Below are 14,614 nucleotides of genomic sequence, written 5' to 3'. Positions count from 1 at the left end.
ACGCACTACCGCACTGTCGCGCAAGTTTTACGGAGACTGTATGAACAAAGTTGGTCCATCGACCCTGTCGATCCAGAAAAGCCTGATGCCCCTTCCTACCCCCGAGCGTACCGCGCTGCTCGAGAACCCCGGCTTCGGCCGCGCGTTCAGCGACCACATGGTCACCATCCGCTACACCGAAGGCCGTGGCTGGCACGACGGCAAGGTCGAAGCACGCGGCATGCTGCCGCTCGATCCGTCGACCATGGTGCTGCACTACGCCCAGGAAATCTTCGAAGGCCTGAAGGCTTACCCGCTGCCGGACGGCGGCGCCGCCCTGTTCCGTCCGGAAGCCAACGCACGCCGCTTTCAGAAGTCGGCGCAGCGCCTGGCGATGGCGCCGCTGCCGGAAGAACTGTTCCTGGAAGCCGTGCACGCGATCGTCAGCGAAGACCGCGACTGGATTCCGCAATCCGAAGGCGCCGCGCTCTACCTGCGCCCCTTCATGATCGCCACCGAAGCCGCGCTCGGCGTTCGCCCGGCCAGCGAATACCTGTTCTGCATCTTCGCTTCGCCTGCCGGTAACTACTTCAAGGGCGGCAGCGCCGGCATCACGCTGTGGGTGTCCGAGAACTACATCCGCGCCGCGCCCGGCGGCACCGGCGACGCCAAGTGCGGGGGCAACTACGCCGCCAGCCTGGCCGCGCAAGCCGAGGCCACGCGCGAAGGCTGCGACCAGGTCGTGTTCCTGGACGCCGTCGAGCGCAAATGGGTCGAGGAACTGGGCGGCATGAACATCTTCTTCGTGTTCGAAGACGGTTCGATCCAGACCCCGCCGCTGACCGGCACCATCCTGCCGGGCATCACCCGCGATTCGCTGATCGTGCTGGCGCGCGACGCCGGCATCACCGTGCGCGAAGAGCCGTATTCGATCGACCAGTGGAAAGCGGACGCCGCCAGCGGCCGCCTCACCGAAGCCTTTGCCTGCGGTACGGCGGCCGTGGTCACCCCGATCGGCAAGGTCAAGGGCAGCGGCTTCGAGGCGACCATCGGCACCGGCGAAGCCGGCCCGGTCACCACGCGCCTGAAAACCACGCTGCTCGACATCCAGAACGGCCGCGGTGAAGACAAGCACGGCTGGCTGCAGCGCGTGTTCTAAAGCTTCGTTCCGCCAAGCTGTATTCCGCATTACTGCGGGCGTGGCTTGCTGCGCCCGCAGCGTCGAAGCATATGTTTCAAACAAACAACGCGCCCTTGTTGTTAAGTTGCATATGAGCAATTGCCTCTTTATCATGGCTGACTTACTCCATTGATAACCGACATGAACAACATCGCACTCGCATTTGCTCTTGCCCTGGCGTCGCTGGGCGCCGCCCAGGCCCAGACCTGGGTCCCGGTCCAGGACCTCGCCACCAAACCGCTGCGCTTCGTGGTCGGCGCCGGCCTCACCTACGGCGGCGAAAAGATCATCACGGCGCAGTACGCCGACGGCGACAAGGTCGACATCGACGGCGGCGGCACCGTGGCCCTGCTGGCCGGCGTCGATTACCGCGTCAACCCGCAATTCTCGGTCCAGGGTACGGTCGGCTACCACGTCGACAACGCCGCCGGCAGCAACGGCGACATCCGTTTCGAACGCGTGCCGCTCGAGCTGCTCGGCTACTACCACGTGAACGACAAGGTGCGCGTCGGCGGCGGCCTGCGTTATGTCACCGGCACCGCGCTGCGTACCAGCGGCGTGGCCGACATCGGCGACTACGATTTCAAGGACACGACCAGCCCGGTCGCCGAAATCGAATACCTGTACTCGCCCCGGCTCGGTTTCAAGCTGCGCTACGTGAACGACGAGTTCAAGATGAAGGACTTCAACGAGACCGTCAAGGGCGACCACATCGGCATGCTGGTGAATTTCTACTTTTGAGGCCAGCAGGGATGGCTTCTGAGGCCATCCCGGCACGTTTGAGCCTGATCAACCACGCCCCCGGGTCGGCCGTCAGACTGGTTCCGCATGCGCCTCCCGGCGCTGCAATCCACTTGTCACGGAGGCCACCATGTTCAAACGCATCCTGTTACCGACCGACGGATCCGAACTGTCGTCGCGCGCCGTGCTCGCGGGCGTGAGTTTTGCCAAAGAGATTGGTGCACAAGTCATCGGCGTGACCGCGCTGCCCGACTTCAAGACCTTCACCGCCGACGCCGACATGATCGAAAGCACCGAGGACCAATACCTCGCCGCCAGCGAGGCGCGTGCCGGCAAATACCTGGCCACTGTGTCCGACGCCGCGCGCTCGCTCGGCGTCGAATGCGCAACCGTGCTGGTGCGCTCGGACGATCCGCACGAGGCGATCCTGCGCACCGCGCGCGAACGCGGCTGCGACCTGATCGTCATGGCTTCGCACGGCCGGCGCGGCCTGGGCGGATTGCTGTTGGGGAGCGAAACGCAGAAGGTGCTGCTGCACAGCGCGATTCCGGTTCTGGTGTATCGCTGAACTTTGCTACAGCCGGCGCCTGCCGGCCGCGGTCAGCTTCAGATCCAGTAAACGAACGCGGCCAGGCCGACGATCAGCGCCACCTTGGTCACTTTATAGGCGGTCTTGTTCCAGGCCTTGTAGCGGCGGCGGTACTGGCCCATCACGTGCGAGATGCGGAACAGCTTGCTGACGAGACCGGTCTGGTCGCCGGTTTCGTTGGGCGAACTGGCGGCCGTCATCATGGTGCGGCCGAGCCAGCGGTTGATGGCCGACATCCAGCGGTAACGCATCGGCCGCTCGATGTCGCAAAACAGGATGATGCGGTCGCTGTCGCTGCCGTTGATCGCCCAGTGGATATAGGTTTCGTCGAAGATCACGCCTTCGCCGTCGCGCCAGCTGTGGCGCTGGCCGTCGACTTCGATGAAGCAGCGGTCGTCGTTGGGCGTGGCCAGGCCGAGGTGATAGCGCATCGAGCCGGCGAACGGGTCGCGGTGCGGGTTGAGCTTGGCGCCGGGCGGCAGTTCGGCGAACATCGCCGCCTTGACCGTCGGGATCGCTTGCAGCAGCGCATGGGTTTGCGGGCACAGGCGCTCCGCCGACGGGTGGCTGGCGTCGTACCACTTCAGGTAGAAGCGCTTCCAGCCGGTCTTGAAGAAGGAATTGAAACCGGCATCGTCGTTCTGCTCGGCGGCCTTGATCTTTTTCAGGGCCAGCAGGTGTTCCGCTTCGGCGCGGATGACTTGCCAGTTCGCCTGCAGCGGCGCCAGCTCGGCAAAATCACGGACGGGAATGTAGGGCGTGCTCGGCACCCGCGAGAACAGGTGCATGAAGAAGTTGATCGGTGCCATGAACGACGAATGGTCGAACAATTGCCGCCCGAATGGCAGGCGCACCTTGCCGCGGAAGTGGATATGAAGAACCGCGAGGAAATAAAAACCGACCAACGCCCACTTCATCTTTCCCCCAGCCCGGCCTCTGCAGCCGGTGTCAACTTGAACAGGGCGCAAGAATAGCATATCCACCAGGTACCCGTCGGGGACCCGGTGAAAACGGCATTGCCTGTCGCGTGCATGCCGAAGCTTGCACGCTCACGCCGCGCGCAGCCGCGAATCGGCGGACGCGCGCGGCCGAAGATTAATGGAGCGCCGTGATTGCGTAGCCTTTTTCGGCAAGCTGGCCAGCCAGGTTGTCGATCTCGTAGTCGGGCAACTGATCGGCGTCGTCGTCGATCTCGAAGGCTTTCGCCTCCACTTCCCAATCGGTGTTGGTGGCTTCTTCAGGGATGTTGCGGGTTTCCGGCACGGCCAAGTAGGATAACTTGCCGTCGCTTTCGGCTCTGCGGTAAATGTCCAGGCGCATAATCGTTTCCTTACAGTGAAAAAAGCGCGCTTTCGGATGAAAGCGAACGACTCCACAGTAGGCGATCACGCCGCGCGCGTCTGTTAATTGCCCCACACTCTGCCGGACAGGGCGCCGCATGGCCTAGCGGCCCGGCGACAGGCCCAGCACGCGGGCCGGCAGCATCACGATCGCGCGCAGCAGGCTGAAGACGGCCTCGACGCCGATCCCCAACAGGCGCAGCGGCAGCAAGACCAGCCAGACGAGCGGATACAGCACGAGCGCCAGCAGAGCGAGTGGCCAGCACAGGAACAGGAGTAACAGCCACAGCAGGAAACCGAACATCGTATGCTCCAGTGGAAGGGTTGGAGCGAGTGTACGGCGCGGCTGGCCGGACGGCCGGTGGAATGCGACGAATGGCAGCCTGGGGCGGCCAAATTGCGCCATTGCGCGACGAACAAGTATTCCGTACGGTGGGCATGCCCACCGTTACGTGCGCATGCTTTCACTTGGGGCTGCAATGACCCGCAGTACGGTGCGAGCGGACGGTCGAGACCGCGCATGGGGCAACCGCACGCAAGGCGGCGGGCATGCCCGCCCTACGTCAGGCGAATTCGACGGTGCGCATGGCGACCGGCGCGATGGCCTCAGCCTCGGCCTCATCGAACGCCAGCGCCGCGCGGATCGACGCCTGCAGGCTCGGGATCGAGGCGCCGGCGCGGTACTGGAACGACACCTGGACGACATCGCCCGCGATGACGTCCAGCGCCTTCGCCAGCGGCAGCGTCATGTAGTGGTTCAGCCAGTCGATGGTGGCGCCGCGTTCCTGCACGATCGACAGCACGTTCTTGGTCACGAAGCGCAAGGCGTTCAGGGTGCCGTCCTGCTCGACCGTAAAACTGCCGCGCCAGGCGATCAGGCTGTCGACCGGTTCGGCGAAGTCGAGCACGCTGTACACGGCCGGCTGGGCCAGCTCGACCGTGCCGGGATAGGCGACCGCGGTGTCCTGGAACTGGACGATCGGCGCGTAGTAGCCGTGGAAGGCATAGTCCTGCTGCAGCGGCTGCACCGCCATCACCACCGCTTCCGGCATGAAGACCGGCAGCGGGCCGCCGAAGCGGGCCAGGTAGCGCTCCTTGAAGGCTTCGATGACGGCCACCTGCTTTTCGCGCAGCATGGCGACGTGGATCATTTCGCAGATGACGACGTCGACCGGCTCGGGCGGCAGGTAGTCGAAGGCATCGGCATGGATCACCTCGACCTTGTGGCCGTTCGGGTTCATCGCCAGGAAGCGGCGCGCTTCCTTCACCAGATCCGGATTGAACTCGACGCAATACACTTTGTCGGCCTGCCGGGCCGCGAAATACGAGAGCACGCCGGTGCCGCCGCCAAGCTCCAGCACCTTCATGCCGGGACGCACCGCGTGGGCGATCGCCGCCTGGAAGGCATTCATGCGGTTCTGGTCCATCAGCATGTTGTGGTGATAGTGGACCGGGATGAATTGCCCGAGGTAGCAGCTTTCGATTTCGCGTTCGTTCAGCATGGAGGATCCTTGGTGGGTGGCGCTGTTGCTGCGCCGCAATTAATTCGATGACCAGATTATGGGACCCGGAGCGCACACCCGATAACGAGAGAAAAGCTGGAAATACCCGCCAGTTCGGCCGACGCATGACTGTGGAGAAATAAAAGGTCGTAAAAAAAACCGGCGCGCAGGCCGGTTCGTGTTCGAGGTGCAAACGCTCAGCCGCCCTGCTCCAGCGCCCTGGCCACGCGCGGCTTGCCGGCCCGTTCGGCCAGCTGCACGGCGGTCAAGCCTTCGCCGTTCCTGCGCATGCGGTCGGCGCCATGGGCGATCAGCACCAGCGCGGCGCCGTCGTGGCCTTCGCGCGCCGCCATCATCATCGGTGTGTAGGCGCCGCTGGCTTTCGGCGAGACGGCGTCGACCTTCGCCCCGCGCGCGATCAGGAGGCGCACGATGTCCTCGTCGCCGCTGGCCGCCGCGTAGTGCAAGGCCGTCCAGCCCGGCTGGTTGACGGCGGCGCCCTTGGCCAGCAGCGCTTCGACCGCCGGACGGTTGCGCTTGAAGGCGGCCATCATCAGCGCCGTATTGCCGTTCGCCGCCTTCGCTTCGAGGTTGGTGCCGGGATGGTCGAGGAAGATCTGGAACACCTTCATCGCCTCTTCGCGCAGCGCCTGCACCATGCCCGGCTCGCCGCCGATCGGATTGGGCTGGTTGGGATTGACGACCGTGCCGAGCATCGCCTTGACCGTCCTGACGTCGTCCACCTGCACCGAGCGGAAGAAGGTGGTCAGCTCGGCTTCGCCCGGCGGCTTCGAGGCCGCGGCGGCAACGAGGCCGCTGGCCATGCCGGCCGTGAGTACGATGCTCCTCAGGACTAGGCGGCGTGTTGGCTGCATGTCAGGCCTTTGCGTGCTGGAACAGGTTGAAGAAGTTCTCGCTGGTACGGTCGGCCACGTCGCGCAGCGGCACGTCTTTCAAGGTGGCGATGTATTCGGCCACGTGCGCGACATAGCCCGGCTCGTTCATCCTGCCGCGGAACGGCACCGGCGCCAGGTAGGGCGAATCGGTTTCGATCAGGATGCGCTCGAGCGGCACCGCGCGCGCCACCGCCTGCAAGTCTTTGGCGCTCTTGAAGGTGACGATACCGGAAAACGAGATATAAAACCCCATCTCGATCGCGGCTTCGGCCACCTCGAGCGACTCGGTAAAGCAATGCATCACGCCGGCCACGCCGCCGTCCGCCGTGCCGGCGCCCTCCTCGCGCATGATCCGGATCGTGTCCGCGCTGGCGGCGCGGGTATGGATGATCAGCGGTTTGCGCGTGAGACGCGACGCCCGGATATGCGTGCGGAAGCGCTCGCGCTGCCATTCGAGGTCGCCCTCGAGACGGTAGTAGTCGAGGCCGGTCTCGCCGATGGCGACGATTTTCGGATGCGCAGCCAGTTCGACCAGCTGCTCGACGGTTGGTTCCGGCGTGTCTTCATAGTCCGGATGGACGCCGACCGACGCATAAATGTGGGGATATTGCTCGGCCAGGGCGAGCACCGAGGGAAAGTCCGGCAAGTCGACCGATACGCACAGCGCATGGGTGACGCGGTTTTCCGCCATCCTGGCGAGGACCTCGGGCATCCGCGCGGCAAGCTCGGGGAAATTGATGTGGCAGTGGGAATCGATGTACATGCCGGTATTGTACGGGCAGGCGGCGCGGCGCGTCACGCGGGTCGGCGCGTTGCGTCGGTGATGGCATTGCCGCAGTGACGCTGGCGCTGTAACGCGTGGGCTCGGAGAGCCCACCCTACGGTGCGTCGCCGGCATCGGTCCACATGACGTTAGCAGTCGTGTAACGCAGGGTGGGCGCACTTCAAGCAAGCCCACGCGCTCAGCGCCAGATCAATCGACGACGCGTTTACCCAGGATGATCAGGTCACGCTCGATCCCGTCGAGGTTCGCCACACGCGGGAAATTGGCCCAGGTGTCGAAGCCGAACTTGCGGAACAGGTTCAGGCTCGGCGCGTTGTGCCCGAAGATGAACCCGAGCAGGGTATGCACCTTGATCTGCGGTGCAAAGGCGATCGCCTGCTCCAGGCAATACTTGCCCAGGCCACGGCCGCGCCATTCCTCGTCGATATAGATCGACAGTTCCGCCGTGCCCGAGTAGGCCGGGCGGCCGTAGAAATTCGAGTACGACATCCAGCCGATCACGGCCGGATGATCGGAGACGTCGTTGGCGTCGTGGATCACCCACAGCGGGCGCCGTTCGGGCGTATGGTCGTTGAACCAGGCTTCGCGCGAGGCGACGCTGACCGGTTCGGTGTCGGCGGTGACTTCGCGCGAGGCAATGGTGGAATTGTAGATGTCGACGATGACGGGCAGGTCGTCGCGGCGGGCAAGACGGTGGACGTAGGACATGTGAACGAAAAAGCGGGAGCTAAAAGAGTCATTACAGGGTATGCGTGGCGCGCGAGGAGCGTAGCGCCGCGCCCAGGATTTCTTCGATGCGGGCCTTGGCGCGCTGGCCGGTGTCGTCGGCCGGAAAATGTACGCCGATCCCCTGCGCCTTGCTGTTGTTGGCGCCGGCCGGGGTGATCCAGGCGACCTTGCCGGCGATCGGGTATTTATTGGCGTCGTCCATCAGCGACAGGATCAGGTAGACTTCGTCGCCGAGCTTGTACGGCTTTGTGGTCGGCACGAACATGCCGCCGTTCTTCAGGAAGGGCATGTAGGCCGCGTACAGCGCCGCCTTTTCCTTGATCGCCAGCGACAGGACCGACGGCCGCGGCACGAGCGTGGCGTTCGGGTCGGTGGTATTGCCGCTCATCTCGCTTCTCCCAGGCTCAACTGCAGCAGGCTGCATAATCCAGCAACATGTCCTCGATAAACAGCTTGGCGGACAGCGGATGGTCCGCCACGGCGCGCCGTTCGTTCGCGGACTTGATTGCCCGTAACAGATTCGCAGTGTGCACGTTGCCGGCCAAGGCTGCAAGTTCCTTCTGGTAGCGTGGGTAGTAACGCACGCTGCCGGCCAGCTTGCTCGACAACAGATCGTACAGCCAGCGCTGCTGCCAGGCGACCAGCGCCGCCAGCGGCGTCTTGCTCAGCTTGTCGGCCTGGCGCAGCGCCGACTCGACGTTGGGCCGCGCCAGGAAGCCCAGCAGCGTGTCGAGTTCCTCGCGGCTGCCGCCGTTGGCCTTGTCCAGCGCGGCCAGCGGCGCGCCGCCCTCTTCGCGCAGCCAGCTGTCGGCATCGTTGACGCCCTGCTCCTTCAGCCAGGCCAGCGCCGCGGCGTGGTCCGGCATCGGCAGCCCGAACTTGCGGCAGCGCGACAGGATCGTCGGCAGCAGGCGGTCGAGGCTGTTCGAGGCGAGCAGGAAGACGGTGCCCGGTGGCGGTTCTTCCAGCGTTTTCAGCAGCGCGTTCGAGGCCGGCATGTTGAGCGCTTCGGCCGGATACAGCACCACCACGCGCAAGCCCTGGCGGTGGGTCGAGATGTTCATGAAGTCGGCCAGGGCGCGGATCTGCTCGATCTTGATCTCTTTCGAGGGCGCCTTGGTCGACTTCGATTTCTTGTCGCCGTCGCCGCTCTCTTCAGCTTCGCCGGCAGGTTCGTCTTCCAGCGCTTCGGGACGCACGCGGCGGTAGTCCGGGTGGTTGTGCTGGACGAACCAGCCGCAGGAGGCGCAGCTGTTGCAGGCCTGGCCGTCGGGCTGCACGTTTTCGCACAGCAGCGATTGGGCAAAGGCTTCGAGGAAGCCGGCCTTGCCGATGCCGGCCGGACCGTGGAACAGGATCGCGTGCGGCATGCGCGCGCGCATTGCCTGGAGCTGGGTCCAGGCGCTTTGCTGCCAAGGGTAAATCATCAAAACAGTCTCATTACATTAATACCGTCAACGCCTCTTCGATCCGGGCCTGCGTCTCGGCGATGCTGCGCGTCGAATCGATCACCGCGAAACGGTCCGGATACTCTGCCGCGCGGCGCAGGTATTCGGCGCGGCAGCGGGCAAAGAATTCGGCCTGCTCGCTCTCGAATTTATCCAGCGTGCGCGTCGCGTCGAGGCGCTGGCGCGCCACTTCCAACGGCACGTCGAACAGCAGGGTCAGGTCGGGTTGCAGGTGCGGATGGACCCAGGCTTCCAGCGCTTCCATCTTGGCGCGGTCCATGCCGCGTCCACCGCTCTGGTAGGCAAAGCTGGCGTCGGAAAAGCGGTCGGACAGTACCCATTCTCCGCGCGCGAGCGCCGGTTCGATCACTTGCGCGACGTGCTCGCGGCGGCTGGCGAACATCAGCAGCGCCTCGGTTTCCAGGTGCATCTTCTCGTGCAGCAGCAGCTCGCGCAGCTTTTCGCCGAGCGGCGTGCCGCCCGGTTCGCGCGAAGACACCACCGTCTTGCCGCGCGCCTGCAACCATTGGGTGACGAAGCCGATATGGGTCGACTTGCCGGCGCCGTCAATGCCTTCGACGGTGATGAATTTGCCACGCGCGCTCATGGTTTCGTCGCTCCACGTTGATACTGATTTACGGCGCGGTTATGGTCGTTCAGGTTTTCCGAGAACTGGCTGGTGCCGTCGTTGCGCGACACGAAATACAGGGCTTCGGTCTTGGCCGGCGCCAGCGCGGCGGCGAGCGACTGGGTGCCCGGCAGCGAGATCGGCGTCGGCGGCAGGCCGTAGCGGGTGTAGGTATTGTACGGGGTGTCGGTCGTCAAATCCTTCTTGGCGATCTTGCCTTCGTAGCGCAAGCCCATGCCGTAGATGACGCTCGGATCGGTCTGCAGCATCATGCCGGTGCGCAGGCGATTCACGAACACGCCGGCGATCATCGCGCGTTCGCTTTTCTGGCCGGTCTCCTTTTCCACGATCGAGGCCATGATCAGGGCTTCGTAGGGCGATTTGTACGGCAGGTTCGGCTCGCGCTTTTCCCAGGCCGCGTTCAGGCGGGTGAGCAGCATCTGGTGCGCCTGCTTGTAGATCTGCAGGTCGCTGGCGCCCTTGGCGAACAGGTAAGTGTCGGGAAAGAACATGCCTTCCGGCTGGGTGTATTCGGTCGACACCTTGGCCATCAGTTCGGCGTCGCTCAGCTTCGCCGTTTCCTGGCGCAGGGTCCTGGTGGCGGCGATCGCTTCGCGCATCTGGCGGAAGGTCCAGCCTTCGATGATGGTGAGCGCTTCCTGGGCGAATTCGCCGCGCACGAGCTGGGTCAGCAGGCGCCGCGGCGAGGTGTCCGGTTTCAGTTCATAGCTGCCGGCCTTGATGCGGGCGGCGTCGCCCGTGATGCGCGCCAGGATCTGAAACAGCAACGGGTTGACCGGAACGCCGGCCTTGGCCATCTGCTGGGCGGCGGCGCCGACGCCGCTGCCCGGGGTGATCGTGAATTCGATCGGCGCTCCGCCGCTGGTGAGCGCGTGCCCCCACCACCAGCTGAAACCACCGGCGGCCACCAGGGACACGATGACGCCGGCGACGAGTGTTTTTTTTATGAATGCCATTCTGCTTTCGTCATTCTGTTTTCGTCGTTTTGTCTTGTATGTAGTTGTCGTCTGTACGGCGCCTCGTTGTACCGTCTCCGGCGCGAATTGCTCGACAACTCTATAATGAGGCCGTAATGATAAAGCCTAAACCGCAAAGCATATTGCATTTATGAGCAACTGGACAGAATATCTAGCCTCCCATGGCGCCCGCTTCCATATCGATGAAGCGACCCAGGTCGAAGACTTCGGCCGTACCCTGACAACGGATGACCTGAGCGCCGGCTTCGTCGCCCCGGTGACCGACCTCGGCCTGATCGCCGTCGCCGGTGAAGATGCCGCGCGCTTCCTGCACAGCCAGCTGACCAACGACGTCGAACATCTCGGCACCGGCGAGGCGCGCCTGGCGGGCTTCTGCACGCCGAAAGGCCGCCTGCAGGCGACCTTCCTGATGTGGCGCGGCCTCGACGGCACCATCTGGCTGCAACTGCCGCGCGCCATCCAGGCGCCGCTGCAAAAGCGCCTGTCGATGTTCGTCATGCGCGCCAAGGCCAAGCTGCGCGACGCGACCGACGAGGACGCGGTGGCGGCAGTCATCGGCGCCGGCGGCGCCCAGGCCGAAGCCGCCCTGCGCGCCCAGGGCCTGGCCGTGCCGGAGGCAGCGTTTGCGGTCACGCACGGCGAGCGCGGCAGCGTGATCCGCCTGGCGGATGCATTCGGCGCGCCGCGCTTTCTGTGGATCACATCGAGCCAGGAAGCCGGGGCCGTCCTGCCCGCGCTGGCGCAGCAGTTGGCACTCGGCGGCAACGCCGCCTGGCGCCTGGCCGCGATCCACGCCGGCGTACCGCAGGTAACCGCCGCGACCCAGGAACAGTTCGTGCCGCAGATGATCAACCTCGAACTGCTTGGCGGCGTCAACTTCAAGAAGGGTTGCTATCCGGGCCAGGAAATCGTCGCGCGCAGCCAGTATCTCGGCAAGCTCAAGCGGCGCACCGCGCTGGCCAGCGTCGACAACCCGGCGGCGCGCGCCGGCGACGAAGTGTTCTCCAGCGCCGACCCCGACCAGCCCTGCGGCATGGTGGTCAATGCCGCGCCCAACGGCGCCGGCGGCGCCGACCTGCTGGTGGAGATGAAGCTGGCCGCGCTCGCGGAAGAAGTCCACCTGGGCTCAAACGGCGGCGCGGCCCTGCGCTTCCTGCCGATGCCCTACGCGCTGGATGCGCTCGACCTGTAGCATGGTCGACCTCTATGTGTATTACAAGGTGCGCGACGAGCACGCCGCGGCGCTCCTGCCGCGGGTGCGCGCCCTGCAGGCACGGGTGACCGATCCCGGCGCCGCGCGCCTGCAGCGCCGTCCGGGCAGCCGCGACGGCCTGCAAACCTGGATGGAAGTCTATCCCGGCGTGCCCGCAACCTTTGCCGCTGCGCTCGAAGCGGCCGTGGACGATGCCGGGCTGGACGGCCTGGTCGAAGGCCCGCGCCGCGTCGAAGTTTTCATGGAGTTTCCACCATGTGCCTGATCGTCTTTGCCTGGCGCGTCATTCCCGGCGTGCCGGTGATCGCGGTGGCCAACCGCGACGAATTCTACGACCGCCCGGCGGCGCCGGCCGCGCCCTGGCCAGAGCACCCGAACCTGATCGCCGGCCGCGACCTGGAACACGGCGGCAGCTGGATGGGCATCACGCGCGAAGGGCCGGACGGCCCGCGCTTCGCCGCCCTCACCAACATCCGCGCGCCCGGCGAACGCCGGCCGGACGCACCCTCGCGCGGCGAACTGGTGGCCGATTTCCTGAAGGGCTCGCTGTCCGTGGCCGAGTACATCGAGGTGATCGCCGCGCGCGGCGACGTCTACAACGGCTTCAACCTCGTGCTGGGCGACCGCTCTGCCCTGTACTGGTATTCGAACCGCGCCGGCGACGACCCGCGCAATGGCCAGCCGCTCGAACCCGGCCGCATCTATGGCGTCTCCAACGGCCTGCTCGATGCGCCCTGGCCGAAAGTCACGCGCACGAAAGCCCAGTTCGCCAGCCTGCTGTGCCAGGGTGCGCCGGAAGATGCCTATTTCGAGATGCTGGCCGACACCACCCGTGCGCCGGATCTGCGCCTGCCGGCGACCGGCGTGCCGCTCGACCTCGAACGGGTGCTGTCGGCGGTGTGCATCGAAACACCGGGGTACGGAACACGCACCTCGACGGTGGTGAAGTTGTACGAGAATGCGCCGGCGGAGTTGCACGAGCGGGTTGTGCGGCCGTAAGGCGACAGCCTCGCGTAGGGTGGACTCCGTCCACGCGGTGCAGCGCTCCATGAGCGTTTGCGCTGGCGTGGGGCGATATGGTGCGCCATGGCGTTGGCCTTCTGTTCGTGTCTCGACCTTCATATGCGGCACCGCGTGGACGGAGCCTTTCGTGGCCCGGTCCACCCTACGGTTCGGCGGTGCGCTTCCGTCGCAGGCATGGTTGAGGACATCATTTCTGCCTTACTCTGCCCGGCGCGGCCCTCACCCTTGGTGGCTGGTTTTTGTAGGTTTGTGTTTTCTTGTTCGTTAGTTACAAATCATGAGATTGAAGTTTCGGTAGTGCATGAAGTAGCGCGCTCCAGGTGTTGTCATCAGTCGGTTAGTTACAAATTTCTATAGCGCTTGTCGAGAAATTAGTTCCCAAGATTCGCTTGATTGAAGTCAAATCTGCTCTGCCCTGTGGCGCTAGCGTTTTCGGTTCATTTACACGGACGGAGAACACCATGCGCACACGACTCCTGTTTCCGGCCCTGCTGGCCGCAGCCCTGCTCGGCTGCCAGAGCGTCTCCGGCGGCCGTCCGATCGATGAATTGCCCAGCAGCGATCCGACGGCCGTGAGCACCGGCTTGGCCGAGGGCGAATAACACAGGCAAAAAAAACGGAGCCCGCAGGCTCCGCTCGACGCCGACAAGTGCGTCCGGATTACAACCGCGAGCGCAGCATCTCGCGCACGTGCGGCGTCGCCGCGTACGGATCGGGCGGATTGGCGCCGCTGACGATGGCTTCCATGCGCTCCTGCACGCCGCCGAGCGCCTGCGGGTGCGAATAGATGTAGAACTGCCCTTCCCGGATCGCATCGAAGGTGATGCGCGAGACGTCGAGCGCCGACACCTTGCCCGACTCGACCGCCTTCGTGGTCAGCGCCTGCGAGGCCAGCTGGCTGGCGGTCGGGCCAGCCTCCGGCTTCAGTTCTTCGGGACGGTTGCGGTGCGACTGGTGGATGCCGGTCGGCACGAAGTACGGGCACAGCACCGAGGCGCCGATCGGCGCCTGCACCAGCTGCAGGTCGTGGTACAGCGTTTCCGAGAGCGACACCACGGCATGCTTGGAGACGTTGTAGACGCCCATCGCCGGGGCATTCAGCAGCCCCGCCATCGAGGCGGTATTCACGATATGACCTTCGTAATCCGGGTCGCCCTTGGCACAGTCGAGCATCGCGTGCATGAACACGCGCACGCCGTGGATCACGCCCCACAGGTTCACGCCCAGCACCCATTGCCAGTCGGCCTCGGTATTTTCCCAGACCAGGCCGCCCGAACCGACGCCGGCGTTGTTGAACACCAGGTGGATGCCGTGGAAGCGCGCGATCGCCGCGTCGGCCAGTTCCTGCACGTGCGCGCCCTTGCTGACGTCGCAGACCATGGCCAGCACTTCGGCGCCGCCTGCCAGCAGCTCGTCGGTGGCGCGTTCGAGCGCGTCGGCCTGGACGTCGGCCAGCACCAGCTTCATGCCGAGCTCGGCGGCACGGTCGGCGAATTCACGGCCGAGGCCGCTGGCGGCGCCGGTGATCACGGCCACCCTACCCTTGAAATGTTTCATGCAACGC

19 protein-coding genes are annotated in these 14,614 nt (G+C 65.0%); 7 read left to right on the top strand and 12 right to left on the bottom strand.

Annotated elements, in window-relative coordinates:
* The first annotated feature begins 40 nt into the window (after window positions 1-40).
* From AC56LG_RS17110 to AC56LG_RS17100, 3 genes are all read left to right on the top strand, one after another.
* On the top strand, window positions 41-1,138 hold the full coding sequence (locus AC56LG_RS17110; protein ID WP_497167264.1) for a branched-chain amino acid aminotransferase: 1,098 nt from the start codon (window positions 41-43) through the stop codon (window positions 1,136-1,138).
* Between the two features lie 162 nt (window positions 1,139-1,300).
* Window positions 1,301-1,900, top strand: coding sequence for an outer membrane beta-barrel protein (locus AC56LG_RS17105; protein ID WP_497167263.1), 600 nt, complete (start codon window positions 1,301-1,303; stop codon window positions 1,898-1,900).
* A 130-nt stretch (window positions 1,901-2,030) separates the two neighbouring features.
* On the top strand, window positions 2,031-2,468 hold the full coding sequence (locus AC56LG_RS17100) for a universal stress protein (RefSeq protein ID WP_497167262.1): 438 nt from the start codon (window positions 2,031-2,033) through the stop codon (window positions 2,466-2,468).
* Window positions 2,469-2,506: 38 nt separating this feature from the next.
* On the opposite strand, the gene lpxO is transcribed toward AC56LG_RS17100, so the two are convergent.
* From lpxO to mltG, 11 genes are all read right to left on the bottom strand, one after another.
* Complete coding sequence (lpxO, locus tag AC56LG_RS17095; RefSeq protein ID WP_497167261.1) at window positions 2,507-3,406, bottom strand: lipid A hydroxylase LpxO; 900 nt, start codon at window positions 3,404-3,406, stop codon at window positions 2,507-2,509.
* 178 nt (window positions 3,407-3,584) lie between these two features.
* Entirely contained in the window at window positions 3,585-3,809 is a 225-nt protein-coding gene (locus AC56LG_RS17090; RefSeq protein ID WP_192054263.1) for a DUF6139 family protein, read from the bottom strand.
* 123 nt (window positions 3,810-3,932) lie between these two features.
* Window positions 3,933-4,133, bottom strand: coding sequence for a hypothetical protein (locus tag AC56LG_RS17085; RefSeq protein ID WP_497167260.1), 201 nt, complete (start codon window positions 4,131-4,133; stop codon window positions 3,933-3,935).
* 259 nt (window positions 4,134-4,392) lie between these two features.
* On the bottom strand, window positions 4,393-5,331 hold the full coding sequence (locus tag AC56LG_RS17080; RefSeq protein ID WP_497167259.1) for a class I SAM-dependent methyltransferase: 939 nt from the start codon (window positions 5,329-5,331) through the stop codon (window positions 4,393-4,395).
* A gap of 197 nt (window positions 5,332-5,528) precedes the next feature.
* Window positions 5,529-6,206 carry an ankyrin repeat domain-containing protein gene (locus AC56LG_RS17075; RefSeq protein ID WP_497167258.1) on the bottom strand — a complete coding sequence of 226 codons (678 nt, stop codon included), beginning with the start codon at window positions 6,204-6,206 and terminating at the stop codon, window positions 5,529-5,531.
* 1 nt (window position 6,207) lies between these two features.
* Window positions 6,208-6,990 (bottom strand): TatD family hydrolase, encoded by a 783-nt coding sequence (locus tag AC56LG_RS17070; protein WP_497167257.1) that lies wholly within the window; start codon window positions 6,988-6,990, stop codon window positions 6,208-6,210.
* A gap of 210 nt (window positions 6,991-7,200) precedes the next feature.
* Window positions 7,201-7,719: a GNAT family N-acetyltransferase gene (locus AC56LG_RS17065; RefSeq protein ID WP_497167256.1), complete on the bottom strand. Its 519-nt coding sequence runs from the start codon at window positions 7,717-7,719 to the stop codon at window positions 7,201-7,203.
* 31 nt (window positions 7,720-7,750) lie between these two features.
* Window positions 7,751-8,128 carry a PilZ domain-containing protein gene (locus AC56LG_RS17060; RefSeq protein WP_497167255.1) on the bottom strand — a complete coding sequence of 126 codons (378 nt, stop codon included), beginning with the start codon at window positions 8,126-8,128 and terminating at the stop codon, window positions 7,751-7,753.
* 16 nt (window positions 8,129-8,144) lie between these two features.
* Window positions 8,145-9,167, bottom strand: coding sequence for a DNA polymerase III subunit delta' (locus tag AC56LG_RS17055; RefSeq protein WP_497167254.1), 1,023 nt, complete (start codon window positions 9,165-9,167; stop codon window positions 8,145-8,147).
* Window positions 9,168-9,180: 13 nt separating this feature from the next.
* Window positions 9,181-9,795, bottom strand: coding sequence for a dTMP kinase (gene tmk, locus AC56LG_RS17050; protein WP_497167253.1), 615 nt, complete (start codon window positions 9,793-9,795; stop codon window positions 9,181-9,183).
* Window positions 9,792-10,793 carry an endolytic transglycosylase MltG gene (gene mltG, locus AC56LG_RS17045; protein WP_497167252.1) on the bottom strand — a complete coding sequence of 334 codons (1,002 nt, stop codon included), beginning with the start codon at window positions 10,791-10,793 and terminating at the stop codon, window positions 9,792-9,794. The genes tmk and mltG overlap by 4 nt, the downstream gene beginning before the upstream one ends.
* A gap of 151 nt (window positions 10,794-10,944) precedes the next feature.
* Here mltG and ygfZ point away from each other — a divergent pair, with 151 nt between their 5' ends.
* The 4 genes from ygfZ to AC56LG_RS17025 all read left to right on the top strand — a co-directional run bounded on the left by ygfZ (window position 10,945) and on the right by AC56LG_RS17025 (window position 13,652).
* A complete protein-coding gene (gene ygfZ, locus AC56LG_RS17040; RefSeq protein ID WP_497167251.1) occupies window positions 10,945-12,006 on the top strand; it encodes a CAF17-like 4Fe-4S cluster assembly/insertion protein YgfZ in 1,062 nt (353 codons plus the stop codon).
* Window position 12,007: 1 nt separating this feature from the next.
* On the top strand, window positions 12,008-12,292 hold the full coding sequence (locus AC56LG_RS17035) for a DUF4936 family protein (protein WP_497167250.1): 285 nt from the start codon (window positions 12,008-12,010) through the stop codon (window positions 12,290-12,292).
* Window positions 12,283-13,026, top strand: a complete 744-nt coding sequence (locus AC56LG_RS17030; protein ID WP_497167249.1) for an NRDE family protein — start codon at window positions 12,283-12,285, stop codon at window positions 13,024-13,026. Before AC56LG_RS17035 ends, AC56LG_RS17030 begins: the two co-directional genes overlap by 10 nt.
* 485 nt (window positions 13,027-13,511) lie before the next feature.
* Window positions 13,512-13,652 (top strand): hypothetical protein, encoded by a 141-nt coding sequence (locus AC56LG_RS17025; RefSeq protein ID WP_497167248.1) that lies wholly within the window; start codon window positions 13,512-13,514, stop codon window positions 13,650-13,652.
* Between the two features lie 58 nt (window positions 13,653-13,710).
* Here AC56LG_RS17025 and AC56LG_RS17020 read toward each other — a convergent pair whose 3' ends face one another.
* Complete coding sequence (locus AC56LG_RS17020; protein ID WP_497167247.1) at window positions 13,711-14,607, bottom strand: SDR family oxidoreductase; 897 nt, start codon at window positions 14,605-14,607, stop codon at window positions 13,711-13,713.
* Between the last annotated feature and the right edge of the window lie 7 nt (window positions 14,608-14,614).

The sequence above is a fragment of the Telluria sp. ZB2R32 genome, assembly GCF_059685715.1.
This window is presented reverse-complemented; position numbering and strand designations above follow the sequence as displayed.

Coding starts and splice junctions, on each gene's coding strand:
- AC56LG_RS17070 (WP_497167257.1), bottom strand. CDS start 6,990: ATGTACATCGATTCCCACTGCCACATCAATTTCCCCGAGCTTGCCGCG.
- AC56LG_RS17060 (WP_497167255.1), bottom strand. CDS start 8,128: ATGAGCGGCAATACCACCGACCCGAACGCCACGCTCGTGCCGCGGCCG.
- AC56LG_RS17030 (WP_497167249.1), top strand. CDS start 12,283: ATGTGCCTGATCGTCTTTGCCTGGCGCGTCATTCCCGGCGTGCCGGTG.
- AC56LG_RS17035 (WP_497167250.1), top strand. CDS start 12,008: ATGGTCGACCTCTATGTGTATTACAAGGTGCGCGACGAGCACGCCGCG.
- AC56LG_RS17020 (WP_497167247.1), bottom strand. CDS start 14,607: ATGAAACATTTCAAGGGTAGGGTGGCCGTGATCACCGGCGCCGCCAGC.
- AC56LG_RS17110 (WP_497167264.1), top strand. CDS start 41: ATGAACAAAGTTGGTCCATCGACCCTGTCGATCCAGAAAAGCCTGATG.
- AC56LG_RS17025 (WP_497167248.1), top strand. CDS start 13,512: ATGCGCACACGACTCCTGTTTCCGGCCCTGCTGGCCGCAGCCCTGCTC.
- AC56LG_RS17105 (WP_497167263.1), top strand. CDS start 1,301: ATGAACAACATCGCACTCGCATTTGCTCTTGCCCTGGCGTCGCTGGGC.
- AC56LG_RS17090 (WP_192054263.1), bottom strand. CDS start 3,809: ATGCGCCTGGACATTTACCGCAGAGCCGAAAGCGACGGCAAGTTATCC.
- AC56LG_RS17065 (WP_497167256.1), bottom strand. CDS start 7,719: ATGTCCTACGTCCACCGTCTTGCCCGCCGCGACGACCTGCCCGTCATC.
- ygfZ (WP_497167251.1), top strand. CDS start 10,945: ATGAGCAACTGGACAGAATATCTAGCCTCCCATGGCGCCCGCTTCCAT.
- AC56LG_RS17100 (WP_497167262.1), top strand. CDS start 2,031: ATGTTCAAACGCATCCTGTTACCGACCGACGGATCCGAACTGTCGTCG.
- lpxO (WP_497167261.1), bottom strand. CDS start 3,406: ATGAAGTGGGCGTTGGTCGGTTTTTATTTCCTCGCGGTTCTTCATATC.
- AC56LG_RS17080 (WP_497167259.1), bottom strand. CDS start 5,331: ATGCTGAACGAACGCGAAATCGAAAGCTGCTACCTCGGGCAATTCATC.
- AC56LG_RS17075 (WP_497167258.1), bottom strand. CDS start 6,206: ATGCAGCCAACACGCCGCCTAGTCCTGAGGAGCATCGTACTCACGGCC.
- tmk (WP_497167253.1), bottom strand. CDS start 9,795: ATGAGCGCGCGTGGCAAATTCATCACCGTCGAAGGCATTGACGGCGCC.
- AC56LG_RS17085 (WP_497167260.1), bottom strand. CDS start 4,133: ATGTTCGGTTTCCTGCTGTGGCTGTTACTCCTGTTCCTGTGCTGGCCA.
- mltG (WP_497167252.1), bottom strand. CDS start 10,793: ATGGCATTCATAAAAAAAACACTCGTCGCCGGCGTCATCGTGTCCCTG.
- AC56LG_RS17055 (WP_497167254.1), bottom strand. CDS start 9,167: ATGATTTACCCTTGGCAGCAAAGCGCCTGGACCCAGCTCCAGGCAATG.